Consider the following 21,937-nt stretch of genomic DNA (forward strand, 5'->3'; position numbering starts at 1 on the left):
GTGTGGTGAATTTGAAATTCGCCTCATTGTTGCAGCGACCATCGAAGCGAATTTCAAATTCGAAAACCACACTAGAAACATATGCTTGCTAGTCACCCTTTTGAATCTGAAGCTCGTTCCGAGTGTGCCGGGAAATAAGACGAACTTCAGATTCGGGTGACTAGGGTTTCTGCAATGTTCACCTGCCGCAGCCAAGCTGCGGAAGGCAGATCCTCTGGCTATTTCAGCAGTTCGGCAACCATGTGCCAGTGCCAGGAGCCCGGCTTACTGTGCAGCTTGTCTTCCAGGGAGCGCAGTTCAAACCCGTCGAAAAGCGCCACCAGCTCGGCCGCGTTGCAATAGAAATGCGGATGGTCCTTGTCGTCGTCGCCATCGCGCACGAACGTGTCGGGCGCCACTTCTGTGCCAAGGCCGAAATTGCCGTTGCGCTTGGACAGCATGGTGCCCTGGTAGGTCCCGCCCGGTTTCAGCACCCGCGCGATTTCCGAAATCGCCTGATTCACGATCGACGGGTCGCCATGATAGATCACGTTGAAAGAGAGTACATAGTCGAACGTGTTGTCTTCAAAAGGCAATTCGGTCATCGGCGCCAGCTGCGTCGCGACCGTCAGGCCACCGGCCTTTGCGCTCTTGTCCAGTTCCGCAAGGCCCGCCGCGGACATGTCCACGGCATGGGTCTCGAATCCGGCCCGGGCAAAGGCGAGCGCATGGCGGCCGACGCCGCAACCAAGATCCAGCGCCTTGACAGGGCCGGACGGCTGCAGCGAGGCGATCAGCATGGCGACATCTTCCGCCGGCTTGATCCAGTCGGCACGGCCCTCTTCGGTCTGCCAGCGCTTGTCCCAGGCAAAATGGGCGGTATCGGTCTTTTCCAGACCCTGAACGTCACTCATCGGGAAGATCCCTCCAAAATCCGGCCGCGGGCAATTGTACCGAGCCGTTCTACAAGAAGCACCAGCACGAAGATCATCAGGATGATGGTCATCGCCAGCTGGTAGTCGAAAAAGTCCATCGCCACCTTCAGCTCGATGCCGATCCCGCCCGCGCCGACAAGGCCGAGCACGACCGAGGAGCGGGTCGCCTTTTCCAGTGCGAACAGGGAGGTGGTGATGAAGGACGGCATAGCGGCGGGAACCACCGCGCAGAAGATCGTGTCGAACTTGCCGGCGCCGGCCGCCGTCAGCGCTTCGCTCGGTCCTTTTTCGACATCCTCCATGGATTCGGCAAAGAACCGGCCGCAGAAGCCGATCGTATCGACGGCAATCGCAAGGGTTCCGGCAAATGGCCCGAGGCCGACGCTGATGACGAAGACCAGAGCCCAGACCAGGTCTGGCACGGTGCGGAACAGGGCAATCAGAAGCCGGGACGACGTATAGAAAACCCGTGAAATCGGGGTCTGCCGGGTAAGGCCCCTGGCCGCCAGCACGGCCAGCGGCAGGCTGACGATGATGCCGATGATGGTGCCGGCCAGCGCCATCTGGAACGTTTCGACCAGCGCCTTTGAAAGCTGCGGCAGCCGTTCGAGAGACGGCGGCCAGGCACGGGAGAGGAAGTCGGCCATGGCCGGACCGCCGGACACCAGCGCCGAAAACGACCAGCCCGCTCCCTGGAAGGACCAGAGCACGAAGGCGGCGAGAGCGACGTAGGCGGTGAACTGCAGAGCGCCCGGTCGCTCAAGCCGGCCCGGCATCGGACCCCATCTTGTCAGAAATGCTTCAGCCATAATGTTTGCCCAGATCTGCCGCCGACAAATTCGCGCTTCGCTGGTCCAGGACGATAGCGCCCTGTTTGAGGGCCAGCACCCGGTCGGAATAGTCCAGCGCCTGTTGCACATTGTGCGAGGTGAACAGCAAGGTGATGCCCTCTTCCCGGGTCAGTTGGTGGAAGAGATCCATGACCTCCTGCCCGGCAACCGGATCGAGACTGGCAACCGGTTCATCCGCTACGATCATCTTCGGATCCTGCATCAGCGCCCGGGCGATGGCGACCCGCTGGGACTGGCCGCCCGACAGCTGATCCGCGCGTTTTCTGGCCTGGTCCGCCAGACCGACCCGCTCCAGACAGGCCATGGCGCGCTCGCGCAGATGCGACGGTGCAAATGCTTGCGACCAGCCGCGAATGCCCCCGGCCCTGCCGAGATTGCCGTGAATGACATTGGTCAGCGCCGACACCCGCGGCACCAGATTGTGTTTTTGAAAGACGAAGCCGACCTCGGCCCGGATGTGCCGCAGCCGACGTGCCTTTGCCGATGTGATGTCCTCGTCGAACAGTGTCAGCGATCCGGCATCCGGTTCGACCAGACGCAGCGCGCAGCGCAGCGCGGTCGACTTGCCGGCGCCGTTGGACCCGATCAGGGCGACCGCCTCGCGGCGATGCACCGCGAAGGAAACGCCCTGCAGCACGGCGCGGTTCTTGCCGAAGGACTTGCGCAGGCCGTCGACACGAAGCTCGCATGCCTCCCCTCCGGCACACGGCTGTTCCGGGACCGCCGGCGCAGATGCGCCGACGGTTTGAAGCTGGGCCTGTGGCATCATTCGCCGATGAAGTTGTCGTATTGCGGGAAACCGGCGGTGGTGTACATGGACCGGACCAGGTCATAGGCACCGTCCTCGATCGCCACCAGGTCCATGCCGGAATACTTGTCGTTTTCCTCGTGCTGCAGGATTGCGGTGATGATCGCTTCCTTGTTCGCCAGGATGGCGTCGCGCACACCTTCCGCAGCCTTGGCGTCGACATGAGCGGCAACCATCAGCATGTCGTTCGGCAGGTCTCCCGACCGGGCGATCACCCGGAAGAAGCCGTTCGGCACGCTGTCATCCTTGTTGCGCACGTTCAGCCAGGAATTGTGGTTGGTGCCGATGGCGGCGACGTCGCCCTTCTTGAGGGCTTCGTGGGCGATGTTGCGCGAGGTGTGCAGCTTGTCGATGTCCTTGACCGGATCGACGCCATAATCGGCCATCAACTGCATCGGGCACAGCATGTTGGAGGTGGAACCGATGTCGCCAAAGGCCACTTTCTTGCCCTTGAGCTCGGCCGGACGGGTGATGCCGCTGTCGGCGCGCACCACGATGGCGCAGAAATAGTCCGGACGGCCAAGGCCGATCAGCGGCTTGGCTTCGGTCATCTTGTTGATGACGATGTATTCCGCCGGGCCGGTGACGACGAAGTCGACCCGCTTGGCGCGCAGCGCTTCGGCGGCGGCGGTCCGGCTGGTGACCGGGAAAAACTCGAACGTGTGGTCGGTCGCGTTTTCAAGGGCCTCCTTGAACGGACCCCATTCGACCTGAAGACGTTCCAGGCCTTCCACGTCGGTAACGGCCATTTTGAATGTGTCGGCAAAGGATGACGACAAGGAAACAGCAAGTGCGGCGGCCGCAATCGCGGCGGATTTCAGAAAGCGCATATCGGAAACTCCTTTGAGTGCCGGAGCATTGCCGGCAAGGCGCCAGGAGCCTAACGACAAGCGCGCTTCCGAAAATGAATTAATTATGTACTTTCGACGACATTTACACAGAGACGACAAACATGAATGAGATAAAATACAAACGAAAAAGAAAAAGTTCGAACAATCTCTTCATCTTACTTTTTTCATGGCAAACCTTATTTTCTGGACTGTCGCAAAACTTCATAAAAGTATAATCGTATAGACATCTGCATACCGTGCTTTTTTGCTAGGTCGCTCCCGGTTTCTCGGAGGAGCGCATGCTGGTTATTGAGCAATTATCGAAGACATTCGGAGATCTGACCGCTGTCGATGGCGTGTCTCTTGCCATTCCCAAGGGACAGATGGTCGGTGTCATCGGCCGGTCCGGTGCGGGCAAATCCACGCTTCTGCGCATGATCAACCGGCTCACGGACCCGACGCGCGGAACCATTACCAACGAAGGCCGGGTGATAACGTCTCTCAAGGGCCGTGACCTGCGCCTGTGGCGCGCCAGCTGCGCGATGATCTTTCAGCAGTTCAACCTGGTCGAACGCATGGACGTTCTGACCAACGTCATGGTCGGCCGCATCGCCCATACCGGGTTCCTGCGCGCCATGACCCGATCCTTCACGGATGAAGACCGGGTGCGCGCCATCGAGGCGCTGGACCGGCTCGACCTCGTGCCACAGGCCCTGCAACGGGCTGGAACGCTCTCCGGCGGTCAGCAGCAGCGGGTGGCGATTGCCAAGGCGCTGGTCCAGAATCCGCGCATCATGCTGGCCGACGAGCCGATTGCCTCGCTCGATCCGTCCAATGCCACGCGGGTAATGGACGCCCTGCGCGAGATCAACCGGACGGACGGGCTCACTGTCCTGGTCAACCTGCACACGCTCGACACCGCCCGCGCCTATTGCGACCGGATCGTTGCCATGCGCGCCGGACAGGTCCGGTTCGACGGCACCCCGGACGCGCTGACGACCGAAAAGGTGCGCGCGATCTACGGCTCGGACGACCTCAGCGGCGACATCAACGAGGCCGTGACGTCCACCTCCCTGTCCTCTCACATGTCTCCGGAACCGTTCAAGGCGGTCGGGACCTGAGCGGCGGCAGCGACCCAACGCCCGCCGCGCCAACCACGCGGGACTTCCCGCATCATCCGCCGGAACAGCCGGCAAATTTGGAGCATTTCGATGAAGGCCATTCTCGCAGCAGCCGTTTCCGCAGCCGTCCTGGCAGCATCCCCTGCCCTGGCGGACAGCTGGAAAGATCAGTACAAGACTGTCAAGTTCGGCATCCTGTCCGGCGAAAACGAAAAAGACCGGATCGCGCGTTACACGCCGTTTGAAAAATATCTGGAGCACGAGCTCGGCGTCGAGGTCGAGATCTTCACCGCCGGCTCCTATGACGGCGTCATCCAGGCAATCGCCGCCGACCAGATCGAGTTCGCGTTCTTCGGGTCCTCGTCCTATGCCGCCGCGTATACGGAAACCAACGGCGGCGTGACCCCGCTGGTCTCGCGTCTGCAGAAGGACGGCTCCACCGGCTATTTCTCCGTCGTCGCCGTACGCTGCGACAGCGGCATCGAAAAGCTGGAAGACCTCAAGGGCAAGACCCTGGCCTTTGCCGACCCGGACAGCACCTCCGGCTACGCCGTCCCCTATTTCAACCTGAGCAAGCAGGGCTTTGAGCCGAAGACCTATTTCGGCGCGATCCCGTTCTCCGGCGCCCACGAGACCGGTGTGCTCGGCGTCTACAACAAGCAGTATGACGCGGCCGCCACCTACATCACCAACGAGGAAGACGGCATCCCGCAGCGCATGGTGACCAAGGGCATGATCGAGGACGGTTCGATCTGCACCATCTGGAAGTCGCCGGAAATCACCTCAGGTCCGCTGGCAGCCCGCACCAACCTGCCGCAAGGCCTGATCAACGACATGCGCCAGGCGCTCATGGACATTCCGGAAAAGGACACGCTGGCCTTCATCGAAATGACCGGCGGCGAAGACAGCACCCAGGAAGGTTGGATCGAAGTCGACCACGACCGTTACCAGTGGATCGTCGAGATGCGCGACTGGCTGAAAAAGCAGCGCCGCGGCGGCTGATTTTTCCGAACTCCTTTGGAGGAGGCGCCCCGGTGTCTCTTCCAATCCCATCCTTCGTCATCCCGGACGCAGCGCAGCGAAGATCCGGGATCGGGGAGCCCGGGCCACTCTGACCAAAGAGGTTCCCCGGTCCCGGCTCGCGCTTCGCTTGGCCGGGATGACGACGGATAGAAAACATGGACACCTGAGCGGCGGCTCGACCGCATCACCGATCATCGGAATCACCTCATGACGGCGCTTTCCCCAGCCATCGACCGGTTTGAGCTCGACTATGCGGCTGCGCGCAGAAAGGCGCTGCGGGTCAACACGATCTCGACCGTCCTGTTCGCGCTCTGCTTTGTCGTGACCGCCTGGATCGGCGGCTTTTTCGATATGACGGACGTCACGCTCTCCAATGGCGAGCGGGTGTCGATGTGGAAGATCTGGGCCGGCCTGCCGCGTCTCGGCGAATATCTTTACAAGACGCTGCCCGTGCTGCGTTGGGAGACGCTCGATGCGGATCTTGCCGAGTGGTTCTGGCGCTGGAAGGTCTGGCTGCGGCTCCTGGTCGAGACCGTGCTGATCGCTTATATGGCGACGCTTCTGGGCATTGTCGGGGCGTTCCTGCTCAGCTTCCCGGCCTCGCGCAACCTGTCGCCCAACCGGTTTGTGCTGAACCTCACCCGCCGCTACCTGGAAATCCTGCGCACGGTGCCCGATCTTGTCTGGGCGCTGATCTTCGTCTTCTGCTTCGGCGTCGGACCGCTCGCCGGCGTGCTCGCCATTGGCCTTCATGCCACCGGCGCGCTCGGCAAGCTCTATTCCGAGGCCAACGAGAATGCGGACATGCGCCCGCTGGAGGGCATCAAGGCATCGGGCGGCTCCTGGTTCGACCAGATCCGCTATGGCATCGTCCCGCAGGTGGTGCCGAACATCATCAGCTACACATTGTTGCGCTTCGAGATCAACGTGCGCTCCTCCTCGATCATCGGCTTTGTCGGCGCCGGCGGTCTGGGCCAGGAAATCCGTGTGGCCATGTCGCTGCAGGAATACACCGACCTTTCCGCGCTGTTCCTGATCATCTTTGTCACCGTGATCGTGATGGACATGCTGAGCGAGAAGGTCCGCCACCGCATCATTGGCCTGACCGGAAGGGGCGTCTGACCATGACCGTGCTGTCAAACGATCTGGAACGGGCGAAAACCCTTGTCCCGGAGGCTTTCGCGACCCCGATCAAGACCAGGCTCATCCGCCTGGCCGCCTGGCTGGTTTTCGCCTGTCTGACCGGCTGGTGCCTGTGGGCCTTCGGCTTCTCGCCGGCGCGCCTTCTCGAAGGCGCCAGCCGCTTCGGCAACGTGCTCTCCTTCATGTTCCCGCCGCATGTCTGGACCACCTGGGTAGAGTGGCAGGAGATCCTGAAAGGCCTCGGAGAGACTGTCGCCATGGCCTTCATGGGCACGCTGCTCGGCGCGGTCATCGCCTTTCCGCTGGCCTTTCTCGGGGCCAAGAACATCATGCCGTCGACCTGGCTGCGTCTCGGCGTCCGGCGCGGTTTCGATGCTCTCAGGGCGGTTGAGCAGCTGATTCTGGCCCTGATCTTCATCCGCGCTTTCGGCCTCGGACCGCTGGCCGGGATCCTGGCGATCGCCGTCTCCGAAATCGGCACGTTTTCCAAGCTCTTCTCCGAGGCGATAGAGAACACGTCCAACAAGCCCGTCGACGGACTCAAGGCGTCCGGCGGCGGCCCTCTCCAGAACGTCCGCTTTGCCATCCTGCCCCAGGCCCTGCCGGTGATCCTGTCGATCATTCTTTACAATTTCGAGAGCAACACCCGATCCGGCACCATCCTGGGCATCGTCGGCGCCGGTGGCATCGGCTTCCTCCTCGCCGACCGCATCCACGCCTACCGCTGGCCGGAAGCCTGGACGATCATCTTCCTGATCATCTTCATGGTCTACGTAATCGACGGGATCTCGGGCTATTTGAGGAAGCGGATCATTGGGGGGTGAAAACCGCGGGTGGGCATCATCCGGTCGAACCTCTTTCAAGGCACTTTTGCATGTGCCGTCAGGCAACGGCTTGGATCCCATGGTCAAACCATGGGATGACATAGAATGTGTGGCAGACGCGGTTTACTCAAACCATCTAGTTCGTCATTGCAGGGCTTGACCCTGCAATCCATGCCGTGACTTGCCCACAACTAACGGCTTCCGATACTTTCAAAAGTGAATGAGCCGCTTCAGATCCTGCCATTCCGGTTTCAGATCCTCGATCAGGTCAATCTTCCACTTCCTTGGCCAAGACTTAATTGCCTTTTCCCGGGCAATCGCCTGCGGGGCGAAAGAATGCTCTTCGTACCAGACCAGGCGTGTCGCGCCATAACGTGCGGCGAACCTTGAGCCTTGCCCGGTTTGATGTTCAAAAACGCGTCGTGAAATATCGTTGGTGACGCCGGTATAAAGCGTCCCGTTCTTGCGGCTTGCGAGGATGTAAACCCAGAAGCGCCTCATCAGCCGATAGGAAACGGCATGGATTGCAGGGTCAAGCCCTGCAATGACGAAGAATGATGGGGCAGCGATGGTTTCCCAATCCATCCACCTTCGTCATCCCATGGCTCGACCATGGGCCTGCCCTCGACGGGATCGGGGGATCCATGCCGTTGCGCTTCCACGCAATACAGCGTCTCCAACCTCCCTGGTCCAATCCCTTCAGAGCACCCGCGTGCCAGCCCGCCAGGCCTGTTTCACGAATGGATGGCCGTTGTGGACGCCGACATGGAGAAGGTCGGCGCGTTTGCCTTGCGCGATCTCGCCCCGGTCCGAAAGACCGGCGACTTCCGCCGGGGTTTTGGCAACCATGCGCACCGCCGCAGGCAGGTCGGCCTGGAGCGTCTCGTCCGCGGCGACTAGGAAGGCACAGTCGAGTAACGAGCGCGGCACGTAGTCGGAGGCCAGGATGTCGACCAGGTCCTCCACAAGCAGATCCGCGACAGCGACATTGCCGGATTGGGAGCCGCCGCGGATGACATTCGGCGCACCGCCGACCGCATGCATGCCGTGCTGCCTGGCCTTGCGCGCGGCTTCCAGCGTGCAGGGAAATTCAGAGACGGAAATACCCTCGGCCAGGGCCTCGTCGATATGCTCCAGCTCGGTATCGTCGTGGCTGAGCAGCGGCAGCTTGTGGAGATGCGCTAGTGCCACCACGGCTGGCCGCACTTTGGCGCTGACCTCGTCCGAATAATTGAGCAGCTCCTGCGTCACCCGCTCGGCCTCGTGACGCGGCTCGCCGGTATCGGCCATGCGCCGCTCGATGTAACCCTCGATGTTCTTGCTCTGGCGCCGGCCCGGCAGGTGCTCCATGACAGAGACCATGCGAACGATCTCCTTGGCGATGTTTTCTTCGGTCAGACGGATTGTCGCGTCGTCTGTGATCTCGCAGCGCAGATGCACCAGGTGCTCGGCGCGCAGCATGCCGGCCGCTTGCGCCTGTTCCAGCGCGTCGATCATCGGCGCCAGGATTTCCCGGCGCTCCGGGTTCTTGATGGTGGCGCCGACACACAGGCTGTCGAACACGGTTGTAATGCCGCTGCCGATGATCTGCGCGTCATGGGCCATCGCCGCCCGGAAAGGATCCCAGCGCACATGGGCACGTGGAAAGACGTGTTTTTCAAAATGGTCGGTGTGAATATCTACAAGCCCGGGCAGAAGGTAGTCGCCATCAAGATCCAGGCCGGCCTGCGGCGCGATGCCTGTATCCACCGCAACAATCCTGCCGTCGGCAACCGCAATATGTCCCGTGACGACCTCGTCGCCAAGCACGATCCGGGCGTTTTTCAGGACAGTCAGTTCGCTGCCGGTCGGCATGGTCTTGTCGGCAAAGGTCATCGGATCTCCTTTGGAGGGTGTTCGGATCTGCGGCGAAACCGGCGGGATTGGCTCGGCGAAATCAAGCGATAAAACGTGCAGAAAGGCCTTCTACCCTCAATTCGCGCGCGAATTGTGACAGTTCAGGCAAAAGACCGTGACAAAAAAACAGCGTCGCAGGCAGCCTTGCGCGCAATCACCAACCGGCTCTTAGAAGGTCTTGGGCTCGGCTCGCTGCTCAAGCATTTGGAGCAGAGGCATCTTCCCTACTACTTGGCACCCTTCTGTTTCTTCAGCCAGCTCATCAGACTGTACTCGACATCGTCGGTCCATCCGGCATCCAGAATGGCGTAAAGCAGATCGATCAGGGCTTGTCCGGTCTTGGATTTCAATCCATCGGCCAGCGCCCCGTTCGGGTGTTTTTCCAGGACCTTCTGGGCTACCTTGATATAGGGAACAGCCACATCGTCTGCGTCACTGTTCCGCTTTTCGTTGAGGTTGGAAAACAGCAGATAGACCGACACCATGTCGCCGAGAAATTCCTTGTGCGCGTCATAGGCCAGTCCGTCTTCGTCAGCCGACCAGCCGAAGTGTTTCTGCACGAGCTCGTTGATCTTCGGATTGACGTTGATCCCCCGTGCCTGAAAGTGGATTTCCTCGGCAGCGTAGCTGCCCGCAAAACCGCCGACAAGCAGTCCGATGGCACCGCCAACCGGGCCGCCGACCGCAAGGCCCGCGGCCGCGAGCGCCCACGCGCCGCCTGCCCCGCCTGCGATCGACGACACGTTTTTTGTCGTCGCGAAGGATTTGTCCTGAGAGGTGTAAATGTCGAACCCGGCCAGGGCGACGGTCAGGATGAGCAATCCCGCGCCCCGGACCTTCATGTTGGTCGGCGAAATGGTTTTGCGGCTTCCGCCGGCATTGTCGATGGCCTTGATCAGAACGTCGTCGAAATCATCCGTGGCCATGATCTTCTTCAACGCTTCCGCATCCGAAACGCCGTCCGCGATCTGCACCGAAATCTTGCCTTCCTCGGCAAGCTGTTTGGCTGCCTTGATGAGCAGCTGGGCCTTGGTCCGGTCCTTGGTGATCAGCTTCGAGATGATGTTTGTTGTCGCCGTCGCCTTGTTCTGCTGAATGAGACGAAGCTCGTTGCGGCGCTCGAAAATCCTGTCGAAGATCTCCTTCGCCGCCTTCTTGTTCGCACGGGCCTGCTCCAGCATCGCGTCGGCTTCGGCCCGGATCATCGTCATATATTCGATGCGTGTCGGCACGTCGCGGATCAGGTTGACCCCGCAGATGCTGGCTTCGGACATGAAGCCGTTCACCTGGGTCTGTACGGTTTTGTAGACCCCTTCCAGCTCCGACCATGCGTTGATTGCCTGCGATTCTCCCATAGCAAATCACCCCCCGTATCTTTTCGGTCAGATGCGGCGCGAGAAAAAACTGGCTATCAAAATAAGTGAGACATCGCCGCAATGTGCAATTCGGACCGGTCAGGCTTTGTTCAGCCAAAGATAGTCCCCGCGGGGAAAGATAAGATGAAAGGGTGCAGCAAGCAACTTTTTACCGTCAAAGTTGTTTCCGCATTCAAAACAAACGATCGTGTCACCGGCGTCAAACAGCACGGTGTTGCTGCGGCACCAGTCGATCTGCAGCTGCAGGGCATGCCTGCCTTTCTCCAGTTCGATCTCGACGGTGCCGCCGCGCTTGATCTTCCCGACAAACTCCCCATCGAGAACGATCTGATAGGCCCGGAACATATCGATGATGCCCGCCGCTCGCGACAACCTGATTGTCCCCATGCAAACGCACTCCTTTCTGAAAAGGTGCAGCTTTTGCTTGTAGTGAAGTTCCGGACCGGCCGCAAATCGGCGATTGTCAGCGCACCATCGTCAACCGGTCCCACTCGGCGTAATCCGGCGATCCTTCACGGCGGATCTCGCCCCGATAGCCAAATTCCACCATATGCACCATGACCGAGCTGTCGCCCGCAAGGATGACCGCATAGGCCTCAGGCAAATCGGACGCGCTCAGGTTCCGGTCATTGCCGAAATCCGGCCAGCCCGCATGATTTGTGCCGCGCGGTGCGCTGAACGGCACGCCGTGAAGCGATCCGCATAAAGGCAGGTGGCAATGCCCGTGGAAAATATGCCGGATCTTCGCGGCATGCCTTTCAACCAGCCGGCCGAAGGCCTCCGTATCCTGCAGCATGATCTGGTCCATCGGCGCAATGCCGATCGGCACCGGATTGTGGTGCATGAACAGGAACACGGGCCCTGGCAGACGTTCGAGCTGCGTGTCGAGCCAGGCCTGGCGGGCCTCGCAGAAGAAGCCGGCGTGGCTGCCCGGGCCCCAGGTATCCAGGACAATTCCCGTTCCAAATGGCAGGTCGAAGGTCTTCTGGACAAAGCCGTTTTCATCGGCAAGGTCCGGAAATACAGTGAGAAACACATCCCGCTTGTCGTGATTGCCGATGCACAGGTGAACCGGGACCGGAACCGCGGCGATCACCTGCTTTAACCGCAGATAATCGTCCCTGTCTCCCCAGTCCGACAGGTCTCCGGTAATGACCAGCGCGTCCGCATCGCCGTGAAGGTCAACGGCATGGGAGAGCGCCTTGCGGAAGTTCTCGTTCGGATCACGGTCTCCGATGGTCTCGCCCGGCGTCGTCAGGTGAATGTCCGTGAGCTGAAGAAGTTTCACGCCTTCCTCCAGAATGGTGTTTGGGAAAACGCCGCCCGGAACCGGGCGGCGTCTCTTGCAGGCAAACGTCAGTTGGCGGACGGCAGAAGGTCCTGAACTTCCTCGTCAAGCTGTTCCTGCAGCTCGGCCATGTCGTCATATTCGCCGGTGACGACGCCTTCGATGCCGTCATAGATCACCTGGGTGATCGCCAGGCCGTTGTCGCCCGGATAGGCCTGCCAGTCGCGCAGCAGCGGCAGCTGGCGCACGGCGGTTTCCTTGTTCGGGTTCTCCTTGTAGAAATCCGCCAGGATCACCTCGTTGGCGGCCTTGTTCGGCGGCATGTAGCCGGTGGTGCGGGCGACTTCCGCAGCGCCCTGGCCGGAGGTGATGAATTTCAGCCATTTCCAGGCCGCGTCCAGTTCCTTCGGATCTTCGGAGGTGGAGACCAGCATGGCCGCGTTGCCGCCTGCCGGCAGACCTTTCGGACCGGTCGCTTCGAGACCCGGGAATTCGTTGGTTTTCAGCTCGAAGTCGCCCTTGGCGCGTTCGACGGCCCCAAGTGCCGATGTCGACCAGAACATCATGCCGATCTCACCGGCGGAGAACGAGGCCAAGGCCGCCTTCCACTCGATGTTCTGCATGTCGCAGCCGCGGAACAGGGACTTCATGGTTTCCAGGGACTTCAGGCCTTCGTCGGACGCGATCTGGAAATCGTTACCCTCCATGGTCGACTTGTCCTGTGACCACATCAGCGCCTGCAGGAACCAGTTGCCGGTGATGTTCCAGCCCCAGAACATCGGGTTCTTGACGCCGGCTTCGCGCAGCTTGCCGCAGGTGTCGACGACTTCGTCCCAGGTTTTCGGCAACTGGTCGGTGGAGGTGATGCCGGCCTTGGCCATCACGTCCATGTTGTAGTAGCCAACCGGCAGGGAGACGGAAAACGGCAGACCGTAAATGTCGTCCTTGAACGTGCCCAGCGCCAGCATGGCATCGTGGTAACCGTCCTTGGCGAAGTCTTCTTCCCTCAGGATGAACGGCTCCAGCGACTTGGCGATGCCCTTGTCCACCAGGATTGCCTGACGGTTCAGGCCCTGCATGGTCACATCCGGCAGGGTGCCGGCAACGGCTTCGCGCAGGATGGTGTTGGTGCCGTCCTCATAGGATTCGTAGGAAGCGCGGATCTTCACCTCGATGTTCGGATACTGCTCGTTGAACATCGGCAGGATCTTTTCATAGGTCACATCGAAGAGATGCGAATAGGGATAGGCGAATTCGATGGTGATCTTTTCGTCCTGGGCCTGGGCAGAGCCGGCGGCCAGAAGAAAAGCAATTGCGGTAAGACACTTTTTCATGAAACTCTCCGTGGTGTTGCCTGGAGTGCGGCCCGGTCGCCAAACTGTCCGCACCCGTTGGATCCCGAATGGGACCCGGTAACGGGGCTGCCTTGTTGAGGCGGCCCCGCCTTAAAACCTCTTGCGGTCATTTCATGCCGCTCAAGGTAATTCCCTCGATGAAGCGCCGCTGCGCGATCAGAAAAGCCACGATCAGCGGCGCAACGATGATGGTCGCGGTCGCCATCATCGGCCCGAAATTGTCGCCATCCGCGTCGCCCTTGAATTCGCGTAGGCCAAGCGGCGGCGTGAACAGGCTGCGGTCGCCGGTGATCACGATGCGCGGCCAGAAATAGTCGTTCCAGTGCGCCACCACCGAGAAGATGGCAAAGGCCATCAGCGCCGGAATGGCCGTTGGCAGCATCACGTTCCAGATGATCGAGAACTCGCTCATGCCGTCCATGCGCGCCGCATCGATAAGGTCGTCAGGAACCGTCATGAAGAACTGCCGCATCAGGAAGATGCCGAAGACCGAGATGGTCCAGGGAATGACCAGCGCCGCGTAGGAATTGGTCAGGCCGAGCTTCGCCAGCATGATGTAGAGCGGCAGGGCAATCGCATGGACCGGGATCAGCAGGCAGAACAGCACGAGGCCGAACACCGCTTCCCGTCCCCAGAACCGCAGTTTGGCTAGCGCATAGGCGCAGGGAAGCGCCACCAGCACCTGGATGACGAAGATCGACACGGTCACGACGATGCCGTTGAAAAGATACCGTAGCAGCGGCGCTTTGCCGAAGGCAGTAGTGTAATTGTAGATAACCGGCGTCACCATGCAGTCCGCGAGGTCCCGCCCAAGCTTGACGCAATAGTCGTCCCGGAAGAGCTCCTGTGCCCCGAAGAAGCCACCCGTGTTCTGCATGATCTCCGCCGGGCTTTTGAAGCTGTAGCTGACCATCACGTAAAAGGGCAGCAGCACGATCAGGCTGCCCAGGATCAGGACCGCGTGTTTCAGCGTTTCGGCAGACGAAAAGCGAATGCCGGGCATGCTGACAGCCGGGCTGTGCGGAAGGGTCGTGTCGCTCATGAATAATGCACCCGTCTTTCGACCAGCCAGCGCTGGATCACGGTCAGGAACATGACGAAGCCGAGAAAGACGACCGTGATCGCCGCGCCGATGCCCATCAGGTTCTGCTGGATGGCCTTTTCGTAGATGGCGAACATCATCACGTAGACCGATTTGGAAGGCCCGCCACCCTGCGGATAGAAGGCCTCGACCGTGTCGAACACCTGGAAGGAGCGGATGAAGGAAATCGTCACCACGAAGACCGTGGTCGGGCCGAGCATCGGCCAGGTGACCAGCCGGAAGCGGTCCCAGGCGGTGCGCGCGCCATCCATTTCGGCGGCGTGGTAGAGCTCGCGCGGCACGGAGGTCAGCCCGGCGAGATAGAGCACCATGTTGAAGCCGAAGCCCTGCCAGACGCCGATAAAGGCAACGGTCCAGATGGCGTAGTCCCGGTCGGTCAGCCACAACGGAAAACCGCGGTCGCAGCCATGGGCATACAAGCCCCAGGTCTCCAGGAAACTGCCGCAACCATGTTCCAAGGTGGCATTGACGATGCCGATGGTTGGGTGCAGCGCGAATTCCCAGACGATCGCCATCGCGATCAGCGCCGCCATGACGGGAAGGAAATAGATGGTCTTGTAGAAATCGCCGAAGCGTTTCGTGGAATTGATCAGGAGTGCCGCGCCGAGGCCCAGACCCACGGAGAGCGGCACCACCACGAAGACATAGCGGAAGGTTGCCCCGAACATCTTTTCATAGGTCGAGCGGGTGAAGATCTTCTCGTAATTGTCCAACCCGACAAATTCCGCGCCCGGATTGCCGAGACTGTAGCTCGTAAAGCTCAGCGCGGCGGCGATCAGGATCGGCAGCAGCAGGATCAGCCCCATCAGGATCAGCGCCGGCCCGACGAACCACCAATGCGCCCGGGATGCCGCCATCACGCCACCTCCGCGACTTCGGTGGAGGGTTGCGCGAGGCCAAGGCGTTTGCCGTCCTTGCCGAACACCATGGCCTGACCATGCAGCCGCCGGAAATGACAGGTCTGACCTAGCGAGATCGCACTGCCCTCGACCGGCGACACCCGCACCACCAGCCGATGCGCGCCCTCCAGCACGGAGACATGCAGATAAATATCGGCTCCGAGATTTTCCTTGTGAACGACACGGCCGGTGAGCGATCCCGGCGCACCCTTGTCGCAGACCGCCAGGTGCTCGGGCCTAAGGCCGATGGTGACACAGCCGACAATTCCGTCCTCCGCGACCCGAGCGAGTTCCATGTCTCCGCAGCGGGCATGTCCCGCCTTGTCGAGGGATCCCGGCAGCAGGTTGATCTTCGGAGCGCCGATAAACTCCGCCACCCGGATGTCCTGCGGGTTGCTGTAGATCTCGTCCGGCGCGCCAAGCTGAAGGATCCGGCCGTCCATCATCACCGCCATGCGGTCGGACATGGTCAGGGCCTCGGCCTGGTCGTGAGTGACATAGACAAAGGTGGTCTTGAGTGAGCGGTGCAATTCGGCAAGTTCGGAGCGCATGTGAATGCGCAGGGCCGCGTCCAGGTTCGACAGGGGTTCGTCCATCAAAAAGGCAGCCGGCTTGCGCACCATGGCCCGGCCCAGCGCCGCGCGCTGGCGCTGACCGCCGGAGAGTTGTCCGGGCTTGCGGTCGAGGAGATGATCGATTTTCAGGATCCTCGCTGTGTCCCGTACCTGTTCCAGGATCGACCCATGAGCCTCCCGCGCCGCAAGCGGACCCAGGAACGGTAGGCGCTGGGCAAAGGTCAGGTCCCGTAATTTCAGCGGCGTCATCATGTTCTGCGCCACGGTCAGATGCGGGTAGAGCGCATAGGACTGGAACACCATTGCCAGGTTCCGGTCGGCGGGCCGCACTTCGGTGACTTCCCTACCCCCGATCGAAACCCGCCCGGAGGATGGCGCCTCGAGCCCTGCGAGGATGCGCAGCAAGGTCGACTTGCCACAGCCGGACGGACCGACCAGCGTCAGGAATTCGCCGTCGGAAACATCCAGGTCGATCCCGTCCAGGACCCTGGTCGCGCCGAAGTTCTTTTCGATTGCCGATAAGGAGATGGCCGTCATGTTTTGCCCCCGTGTCTGGCGGGCAACTTAGGGAAGACGATTGAACCGTCTGTGACGTAATATTAGCGTCGCTAATGCGAACTATGGTTTGGCAGCGCTGAGCATATGGAACTGTCATGAACGCGTCGCCAAGCCCCTATCAGGTCAAGGCCTTTACCTTCGCCGCCCGCGAGGGCAGCATTTCCGCTGCGGCCCAGGCCCTTGGCGTCACCCAGTCCTCGGTGACCCAGCACATCGCCAAGCTGGAAGCCCATATGGGCACGCGGCTTTTCATCCGACGCCGGACCGGCCTTGAACTGACAAGAGCGGGCAAGGAACTTTTCTCGGTCTCTGACCGGCTGGCAACCATGGAACAGCTCGTTCACGAGAAGGTCAGCGATTACAGCGCGCTTACCGATGGCCATATCCGCCTGATCGCCAACGCGCCGCGCCCGGCCATGCCGATCATCGCCGAATATGGCAGGCGCTACCCGAAGGTGCAGATCGATTTCACGCTCTATAACTGGACCACGGCCATGTCGCTTCTGGCCGAACGCCAGGCCGATATCGCGATTGTCACTGATCCCCAGAAAAGCCCTTCCCTTTTCACCCATGAGCTCAGGCGGTCGGCCTACAAGGCCCATCTTTTGAAGAGCCACCCTTTGGCCCGCCGAACCCGCATTTCCCTTGCGGATCTGCAATCCGAAACCCTGGTTCTGCCTGAAGATGGCTCGCTCACCCAGAAAGTGGTGCGCACCAAGTTCCGCGAATTCAATCAGGACCTGCCACGCATTCTGCGCACCACGACCTTCCCGATGGTGAAAGAGGCCATCCTGCACAATCTCGGCATCGGCCTTCTTCTGGAAAACAGCCTGTTCCCCTCCGACAGATTGGCGGCCGTTCCGGTCATCGAAATGCCGGAAACCTACCGTGACTGCATCGCCATCCCGGCCGACAAGCGCGAGCTGCGGCTGATCCGGAGTTTTCTGGATGTCGCAGTCGAGGTTCGGGCCGGTGGCGGGTTTTGAGAGCGTTCCGAGGTTGTCCGAGTGTTGCCTTTGACTTGGTCGGAACTCAAACCTTCGCTCTCAAAGCGTGGTTTCCGGCTTTGCGGGCATCTCCGCGATCATTTCTCCATCTTCGCCCAACCCGATTTCAGTAAATCCAAAGCTTGCATAAAAATCTTTTGCGACAGGGTAGTGTCCGAGGACTTGGTGTAATTTCAACGCCGCATTCGGAGTAATTCTGGGTGGCCATCGAGGTGTATGGTCGAGGTGGAGTTTCGACGCTTCAACCGCAACCACACGGAGCCCCCGATGACCAAGACCAACATGGGCCTTTCCGAGTTTCTGGCCAAGCACGATAATGGCGACTTTCTGCGCAGCATTGCGGAGAGCGTCCTTCAGCTGATCATGGAAACGGATGTCGAAGGCCTGATCGGTGCCGGCCGGCACGAACGGGCCGATCAACGCACGACCTGGCGCAACGGGTATCGAGAGCGCGCTCTCGATACCCGTTTGGGCACGTTGAACCTGAAGGTGCCCAAGCTCCGGCAAGGCAGCTACTTCCCCGGTTTCCTCGAAGCCCGCAAGACGTCGGAGAAAGCCCTCGTCGCTGTCATCCAGGAGGGCCTGGATCGGCGGCGTGTCCACACGCAAGGTGGACGACCTGGTGCAAGCCATGGGACTTTCGGGCATGTCCAAGAGCACGGTTTCCAAGCTGTGCAAGGATATAGACGAGCGCGTAGGCGAATTTCTCAATCGTCCCTTGAACGGCGAATGGCCCTATGTCTGGCTGGACGCCACCTATCTCAAGGCGCGCCAGGGCGGCCGGATCGTCTCGGTCGCCGCGATAATCGCCGTTGCCGCCAATACGGACGGGCGCAGGGAGATCATCGGCCTGGGCATTGGCCCCTCTGAAGCCGAGCCCTTCTGGCTGGAGTTTCTGCGCTCCCTGAAGGCCCGGGGACTGGACGGCACAAAGCTGGTGATCAGCGATGCCCATGGCGGCCTGAAGAATGCAATCGAACGCGTCTTCTAGGCAACATGGCAACGTTGCCGCGTTCACTGGATGCGAAACGCGCTTGCCCACGTCTCGCGAGGCCAGCATACCGTTGTTGCCGCCGCAATCCGTCAGGCCTTCGCCCAGCCAGACAGAACGTCAGCCGGAGAGACCTGGCGCCGCGTTGCCGATCAACTCCGCAGCAGGTGGCCCAAACTCGCCGATCTCATGGACGACAGCGAACACGATGTCCTGGCCTACATAGCCTTCCCCCGCCAGCACCTCACCAAGCTTCACAGCACAAACCCCATCGAACGGCTGAACAAGGAAGTCAAACGCCGGGCCGATGTCGTGGGCATCTTTCCAAACGAGGAATCCATCATGCGCCTGATCGGTGCCGTCTTGTTCGAACAGAACGACGAATGGCAGACAGCGAGCAGATACATGATGGTCGAAGCATTTGCCGAAATCGACGCACAGGAGACCGATCCAATCCTCTCAATCTCAAACAAGGCCGCCTGATCATGACCTCAGGCCATCCGGAAAATTACACCACATTGACGGACGTGACCGACAACACCTTGTTTTCAACACACCCGTCCCTGGACGACCGCATCAATGCACTGCGCGCACTTCCGGTTTCGACTTCCGTTCAACAACCGGATCAGGAAACATCCGTCCCCAGTCCGCAGCCAATTTCGAGTTGAGATTGAACAAGCGCTCTGCTAGCAGGAAGCACCACGCGGACGTGGTGGAATCGGTAGACACAAGGGACTTAAGTCAAAATTGAGTGCACCGGCGGAAACGCCGGATGTAGAACTGCTCAAATTCGGGGAACCCTGTCAGATGGCAATCCCGAGCCAAGCCTCACAAGAGGAAGGTGTAGAGACTAGACGGGCAGCACCTACGGCATCTGCTAGGGTGAAGGTATAGTCCAGACCACAAACGCCGGAAGGCGGCGGCGAAAGCCGTAGCTGGTAAGAAAATCCCTCGGCCCTAGGCTGTGCGGGTTCGAGTCCCGCCGTCCGCACCATCAATCAGTTCTCGATCAATTGGCTTCAGCTTGCGATTTCCTGTGGGCATTCCGCTTGGCATGTTCGATGATCTGCCTCTTCGATTTGGCCTTCCGCTTCACATTGACAGCTGCCGCGCTGACGCTCGTAGCAATATGTGACGCATATTATTTCTCGATCATCTCGACACTGGTGCGGCAGTTAGATAGGTGCTTACACGCTGCTTGCACGCTTATGCAACTAATACTATAATGTCAGTTAATCTAATAAAAGGTCTCATACTAACATTATGATATCACTTATATCCCCATCAAGAGCGCAGCAGAAGCTGGCGGAGCATGTGCGTGCACGCAGGCTTGCGTTGGAATTGACGCAAGAAGGACTGGCTAGACGCTCCGGGGTCTCGCTACCAAGCCTGCGCAAATTTGAACAGCAGGGGGCGATTTCACTAGAGGCCTTGTTAAAACTCCTTATGGTCGTTGGCGGCCTCGAAAACCTTGTTAAAGCACTTGAACCGGACACCACCCCCTTCTCTTCCATCGACGAAGTACTCAAAACGGAGACCGAAAAAACAACCCGGAAAAGGGGCAGCCGCAAATGAACCAGCACCTTGTCGCAACCGAAGTCAAGGTAAGCCTTAACTTCAACGGAACCCTCATACCTGTCGGCAGACTGGCAACCCGAGACCGAAAGATATTCTTCGAATATGACACCGAGTTCCTGAAGAACGGGCCGGAAATTTCCCCCTTCAGGCTACCGTTGAAATCCGGCCTGTCATCGTTCGACAACAGCTTGTTTGAAGGTTTACCCGGCGTATTCAACGACAGTTTGCCAGACGGATGGGGCCGCCTTTTGTTTGACCGTTTCGCGCGTTCCAAAAACATTGCGCCAGAAACACTCACGCCCCTGGACCGACTGGCACATGTCGGTCGATCTGGTATGGGAGCTTTGGTTTACGAGCCGGACTATGGAGGGGTGGAAAAAGAAGGCGCATTGAACCTCGATGAGCTCTCTCGCCAGGCACAAGACGTCCTGAAAGGCGAAGCCGACGATGTTCTGGCGGAACTGCTTGCTTTGAACGGCTCATCTGCCGGTGCACGTCCAAAAGCGTTGATAGGCGTTGATCGTGATCGCCTGAACGTCTCGCATGGCGTGGATGAGCTTCCAGAAGGTTTCGAACACTGGCTTGTGAAGTTTGCCAACACACAAGACGGCAGTGATGCTGGGGCCGTCGAATATGTCTATGCACAGATGGCAGAGGAAGCTGGCATCGAGGTTCCCGAAGTACACCTGTTTCCTTCTGAAACTAGTGCAGGGTATTTCGCGATTAAACGTTTCGACCGCGAGGGTGACAATCGATTGCACATGCACACGGCATGCGGTTTGCTGCATTCCGACTTCCGCGTACCTAGCCTTGACTATGAGGACCTGCTCAACTTAACCGGCCTGCTGACAAAGGACGTGCGTGAGGTTGAAAAACTGTTCCGGCTCGCCGTGTTCAATGTACTGGCCCATAACCGGGATGATCACAGCAAGAATTTTACATTCCTCATGAACTTGGACGGGGACTGGAAACTCTCTCCGGCCTACGACCTAACTTTTTCACAAGGGCCAGGTGGCGAACAGAGCACAATGGTGATGGGTGAAGGCCGTTCTCCGACGATTGAGCACCTTCGAAAACTCGGACAGACGGCAAAATTGCAGAAAAACTTAATTGACGAAGCCATAGAGAGCACAACCCATGCCCTTGCACGCTGGAGCGAACTAGCGTCGAGCCAGGGAGTCAGCAAGACCACCATTACGCATATTCAGAAGCTGTTGCCATAAGCCGACTGCGTGATCGCCAAGCTAGTCTCAATACTCACTGGCTTGTGCAGACCGGTGCGCATTGCGCTTGGCGTGTTCGATGATTTGCTTCTTCGATTTGGCTTTCCGCTTAACGTTCACAGCCGCCGCGCTGATGCTCGTAGCAATGTGTGAGGCATAGTATTTCTCGATCATTTCAACGCTGGTGCGGCAGTTCTTGGCAATCTGGTAGATATCCGCACCTTCCATCAGACGCAGGCAGATGTATGGACATGTCCCGGATTTGTACCGCTCCTTTGACTTGGTATTTTGCCACAAAGGAGAATGTTCATGGCATCACGTCACGGCGCGGAGTTCCGCGCAGAAGCAGTCCGGATTGCGCTGACCAGCGGCTTGTCCCGTAAGCAAGTTGCCAAAGATCTCGGTGTTGGTTTCTCGACACTGAACCGTTGGATACAGAAGGGCCGGCGCGATCTGAACTGCCCCGGGTTTACCGGAGAGATTTTGTTTCAAAGATTAGGCAACCTTATCAAGGGCGCTTAGGTTTCGAAAGAAGGCCTCCTCGGCTTCGCATGGGGTTGAGTATCCGATTGCGC

At 59.6% G+C, this 21,937-nt stretch carries 21 protein-coding genes and 2 pseudogenes; 9 read left to right on the forward strand and 14 right to left on the reverse strand.

The genetic code is table 11. From position 1 onward, the window contains the following. Positions 1–218 precede the first annotated feature (218 nt). The 4 genes from M0H32_RS20630 to M0H32_RS20645 are packed head-to-tail and all read right to left on the reverse strand — an operon-like array spanning position 219 to position 3,403. Positions 219–893, reverse strand: a complete 675-nt coding sequence (locus M0H32_RS20630; protein ID WP_248157227.1) for a class I SAM-dependent methyltransferase — start codon at positions 891–893, stop codon at positions 219–221. Next, positions 890–1,723, reverse strand: a complete 834-nt coding sequence (gene phnE / locus M0H32_RS20635) for a phosphonate ABC transporter, permease protein PhnE (protein ID WP_248157228.1) — start codon at positions 1,721–1,723, stop codon at positions 890–892. Before phnE (M0H32_RS20635) ends, M0H32_RS20630 begins: the two co-directional genes overlap by 4 nt. Continuing rightward, complete coding sequence (phnC, locus tag M0H32_RS20640) at positions 1,716–2,534, reverse strand: phosphonate ABC transporter ATP-binding protein (RefSeq protein ID WP_248157229.1); 819 nt, start codon at positions 2,532–2,534, stop codon at positions 1,716–1,718. Before phnC (M0H32_RS20640) ends, phnE (M0H32_RS20635) begins: the two co-directional genes overlap by 8 nt. Next, positions 2,531–3,403, reverse strand: coding sequence for a phosphate/phosphite/phosphonate ABC transporter substrate-binding protein (locus M0H32_RS20645; RefSeq protein WP_248157230.1), 873 nt, complete (start codon positions 3,401–3,403; stop codon positions 2,531–2,533). The genes phnC (M0H32_RS20640) and M0H32_RS20645 overlap by 4 nt, the downstream gene beginning before the upstream one ends. Positions 3,404–3,702: 299 nt before the next feature. Here M0H32_RS20645 and phnC (M0H32_RS20650) point away from each other — a divergent pair, with 299 nt between their 5' ends. The 4 genes from phnC (M0H32_RS20650) to phnE (M0H32_RS20665) all read left to right on the forward strand — a co-directional run bounded on the left by phnC (M0H32_RS20650) (position 3,703) and on the right by phnE (M0H32_RS20665) (position 7,514). Next, positions 3,703–4,524: a phosphonate ABC transporter ATP-binding protein gene (gene phnC, locus M0H32_RS20650; protein ID WP_248157231.1), complete on the forward strand. Its 822-nt coding sequence runs from the start codon at positions 3,703–3,705 to the stop codon at positions 4,522–4,524. A gap of 90 nt (positions 4,525–4,614) precedes the next feature. Next, positions 4,615–5,526 carry a phosphonate ABC transporter substrate-binding protein gene (gene phnD, locus M0H32_RS20655; protein ID WP_248157232.1) on the forward strand — a complete coding sequence of 304 codons (912 nt, stop codon included), beginning with the start codon at positions 4,615–4,617 and terminating at the stop codon, positions 5,524–5,526. Positions 5,527–5,754: 228 nt separating this feature from the next. Continuing rightward, positions 5,755–6,669 (forward strand): phosphonate ABC transporter, permease protein PhnE, encoded by a 915-nt coding sequence (phnE, locus tag M0H32_RS20660; RefSeq protein ID WP_248157234.1) that lies wholly within the window; start codon positions 5,755–5,757, stop codon positions 6,667–6,669. 2 nt (positions 6,670–6,671) lie between these two features. Next, on the forward strand, positions 6,672–7,514 hold the full coding sequence (phnE, locus tag M0H32_RS20665; protein ID WP_248157236.1) for a phosphonate ABC transporter, permease protein PhnE: 843 nt from the start codon (positions 6,672–6,674) through the stop codon (positions 7,512–7,514). A 210-nt stretch (positions 7,515–7,724) separates the two neighbouring features. Here phnE (M0H32_RS20665) and M0H32_RS20670 read toward each other — a convergent pair whose 3' ends face one another. The 9 genes from M0H32_RS20670 to M0H32_RS20710 all read right to left on the reverse strand — a co-directional run bounded on the left by M0H32_RS20670 (position 7,725) and on the right by M0H32_RS20710 (position 16,542). Further along, positions 7,725–8,099 (reverse strand): GIY-YIG nuclease family protein, encoded by a 375-nt coding sequence (locus tag M0H32_RS20670; protein WP_345779353.1) that lies wholly within the window; start codon positions 8,097–8,099, stop codon positions 7,725–7,727. A gap of 114 nt (positions 8,100–8,213) precedes the next feature. Beyond that, entirely contained in the window at positions 8,214–9,389 is a 1,176-nt protein-coding gene (locus M0H32_RS20675; RefSeq protein ID WP_248157237.1) for an alpha-D-ribose 1-methylphosphonate 5-triphosphate diphosphatase, read from the reverse strand. A 248-nt stretch (positions 9,390–9,637) separates the two neighbouring features. After that, entirely contained in the window at positions 9,638–10,765 is a 1,128-nt protein-coding gene (locus tag M0H32_RS20680) for a hypothetical protein (RefSeq protein WP_248157238.1), read from the reverse strand. A 99-nt stretch (positions 10,766–10,864) separates the two neighbouring features. Further along, positions 10,865–11,173: a hypothetical protein gene (locus tag M0H32_RS20685; protein ID WP_248157239.1), complete on the reverse strand. Its 309-nt coding sequence runs from the start codon at positions 11,171–11,173 to the stop codon at positions 10,865–10,867. Positions 11,174–11,249: 76 nt separating this feature from the next. After that, positions 11,250–12,074: a phosphodiesterase gene (locus M0H32_RS20690; RefSeq protein WP_248157240.1), complete on the reverse strand. Its 825-nt coding sequence runs from the start codon at positions 12,072–12,074 to the stop codon at positions 11,250–11,252. Positions 12,075–12,142: 68 nt separating this feature from the next. Continuing rightward, on the reverse strand, positions 12,143–13,408 hold the full coding sequence (locus M0H32_RS20695) for an ABC transporter substrate-binding protein (RefSeq protein ID WP_248157241.1): 1,266 nt from the start codon (positions 13,406–13,408) through the stop codon (positions 12,143–12,145). A gap of 127 nt (positions 13,409–13,535) precedes the next feature. Then, positions 13,536–14,471: a carbohydrate ABC transporter permease gene (locus M0H32_RS20700; protein ID WP_248157242.1), complete on the reverse strand. Its 936-nt coding sequence runs from the start codon at positions 14,469–14,471 to the stop codon at positions 13,536–13,538. Next, positions 14,468–15,388 (reverse strand): carbohydrate ABC transporter permease, encoded by a 921-nt coding sequence (locus tag M0H32_RS20705; protein WP_248157244.1) that lies wholly within the window; start codon positions 15,386–15,388, stop codon positions 14,468–14,470. The genes M0H32_RS20700 and M0H32_RS20705 overlap by 4 nt, the downstream gene beginning before the upstream one ends. Next, positions 15,388–16,542: an ABC transporter ATP-binding protein gene (locus tag M0H32_RS20710; RefSeq protein ID WP_248157246.1), complete on the reverse strand. Its 1,155-nt coding sequence runs from the start codon at positions 16,540–16,542 to the stop codon at positions 15,388–15,390. Before M0H32_RS20710 ends, M0H32_RS20705 begins: the two co-directional genes overlap by 1 nt. A gap of 116 nt (positions 16,543–16,658) precedes the next feature. On the opposite strand from M0H32_RS20710, the gene M0H32_RS20715 reads away from it, so the two are divergent. The 4 genes and pseudogenes from M0H32_RS20715 to M0H32_RS20730 all read left to right on the forward strand — a co-directional run bounded on the left by M0H32_RS20715 (position 16,659) and on the right by M0H32_RS20730 (position 21,362). Then, complete coding sequence (locus M0H32_RS20715; protein WP_248157248.1) at positions 16,659–17,549, forward strand: LysR family transcriptional regulator; 891 nt, start codon at positions 16,659–16,661, stop codon at positions 17,547–17,549. A 288-nt stretch (positions 17,550–17,837) separates the two neighbouring features. Further along, positions 17,838–19,044 (forward strand): annotated as a pseudogene (locus M0H32_RS20720) (IS256 family transposase). 780 nt (positions 19,045–19,824) lie between these two features. Continuing rightward, positions 19,825–20,136, forward strand: coding sequence for a helix-turn-helix domain-containing protein (locus M0H32_RS20725; RefSeq protein WP_282449466.1), 312 nt, complete (start codon positions 19,825–19,827; stop codon positions 20,134–20,136). Next, entirely contained in the window at positions 20,133–21,362 is a 1,230-nt protein-coding gene (locus M0H32_RS20730) for a type II toxin-antitoxin system HipA family toxin (protein ID WP_248157253.1), read from the forward strand. Before M0H32_RS20725 ends, M0H32_RS20730 begins: the two co-directional genes overlap by 4 nt. Before the next feature lie 27 nt (positions 21,363–21,389). Here M0H32_RS20730 and M0H32_RS20735 read toward each other — a convergent pair whose 3' ends face one another. Beyond that, the gene (locus M0H32_RS20735; RefSeq protein WP_248157255.1) at positions 21,390–21,590 is read right to left on the reverse strand and encodes a hypothetical protein; all 201 of its coding nucleotides are present in this window, start codon (positions 21,588–21,590) and stop codon (positions 21,390–21,392) included. An 81-nt stretch (positions 21,591–21,671) separates the two neighbouring features. Between M0H32_RS20735 and M0H32_RS20740 the strand changes: the two are divergent. Continuing rightward, positions 21,672–21,809 (forward strand): annotated as a pseudogene (locus M0H32_RS20740) (transposase); the annotation flags it as partial. Between the last annotated feature and the right edge of the window lie 128 nt (positions 21,810–21,937).

Origin of the sequence: Roseibium sediminicola, assembly GCF_023156505.1 — a bacterium.
In the GTDB taxonomy this organism is placed as follows: Bacteria; Pseudomonadota; Alphaproteobacteria; order Rhizobiales; family Stappiaceae; genus Roseibium; species Roseibium sediminicola.

What these genes read in the sequence shown, in the direction of transcription:
- M0H32_RS20630 (WP_248157227.1), bottom strand. Translation starts at nt 893, where the DNA reads ATGAGTGACGTTCAGGGTCTGGAAAAGACCGATACCGCCCATTTTGCC.
- phnE (WP_248157228.1), bottom strand. Translation starts at nt 1,723, where the DNA reads ATGGCTGAAGCATTTCTGACAAGATGGGGTCCGATGCCGGGCCGGCTT.
- phnC (WP_248157229.1), bottom strand. Translation starts at nt 2,534, where the DNA reads ATGATGCCACAGGCCCAGCTTCAAACCGTCGGCGCATCTGCGCCGGCG.
- M0H32_RS20645 (WP_248157230.1), bottom strand. Translation starts at nt 3,403, where the DNA reads ATGCGCTTTCTGAAATCCGCCGCGATTGCGGCCGCCGCACTTGCTGTT.
- phnC (WP_248157231.1), top strand. Translation starts at nt 3,703, where the DNA reads ATGCTGGTTATTGAGCAATTATCGAAGACATTCGGAGATCTGACCGCT.
- phnD (WP_248157232.1), top strand. Translation starts at nt 4,615, where the DNA reads ATGAAGGCCATTCTCGCAGCAGCCGTTTCCGCAGCCGTCCTGGCAGCA.
- phnE (WP_248157234.1), top strand. Translation starts at nt 5,755, where the DNA reads ATGACGGCGCTTTCCCCAGCCATCGACCGGTTTGAGCTCGACTATGCG.
- phnE (WP_248157236.1), top strand. Translation starts at nt 6,672, where the DNA reads ATGACCGTGCTGTCAAACGATCTGGAACGGGCGAAAACCCTTGTCCCG.
- M0H32_RS20670 (WP_345779353.1), bottom strand. Translation starts at nt 8,099, where the DNA reads ATGGATTGGGAAACCATCGCTGCCCCATCATTCTTCGTCATTGCAGGG.
- M0H32_RS20675 (WP_248157237.1), bottom strand. Translation starts at nt 9,389, where the DNA reads ATGACCTTTGCCGACAAGACCATGCCGACCGGCAGCGAACTGACTGTC.
- M0H32_RS20680 (WP_248157238.1), bottom strand. Translation starts at nt 10,765, where the DNA reads ATGGGAGAATCGCAGGCAATCAACGCATGGTCGGAGCTGGAAGGGGTC.
- M0H32_RS20685 (WP_248157239.1), bottom strand. Translation starts at nt 11,173, where the DNA reads ATGGGGACAATCAGGTTGTCGCGAGCGGCGGGCATCATCGATATGTTC.
- M0H32_RS20695 (WP_248157241.1), bottom strand. Translation starts at nt 13,408, where the DNA reads ATGAAAAAGTGTCTTACCGCAATTGCTTTTCTTCTGGCCGCCGGCTCT.
- M0H32_RS20700 (WP_248157242.1), bottom strand. Translation starts at nt 14,471, where the DNA reads ATGAGCGACACGACCCTTCCGCACAGCCCGGCTGTCAGCATGCCCGGC.
- M0H32_RS20705 (WP_248157244.1), bottom strand. Translation starts at nt 15,388, where the DNA reads ATGGCGGCATCCCGGGCGCATTGGTGGTTCGTCGGGCCGGCGCTGATC.
- M0H32_RS20710 (WP_248157246.1), bottom strand. Translation starts at nt 16,542, where the DNA reads ATGACGGCCATCTCCTTATCGGCAATCGAAAAGAACTTCGGCGCGACC.
- M0H32_RS20715 (WP_248157248.1), top strand. Translation starts at nt 16,659, where the DNA reads ATGAACGCGTCGCCAAGCCCCTATCAGGTCAAGGCCTTTACCTTCGCC.
- M0H32_RS20725 (WP_282449466.1), top strand. Translation starts at nt 19,825, where the DNA reads ATGATATCACTTATATCCCCATCAAGAGCGCAGCAGAAGCTGGCGGAG.
- M0H32_RS20730 (WP_248157253.1), top strand. Translation starts at nt 20,133, where the DNA reads ATGAACCAGCACCTTGTCGCAACCGAAGTCAAGGTAAGCCTTAACTTC.
- M0H32_RS20735 (WP_248157255.1), bottom strand. Translation starts at nt 21,590, where the DNA reads ATGGAAGGTGCGGATATCTACCAGATTGCCAAGAACTGCCGCACCAGC.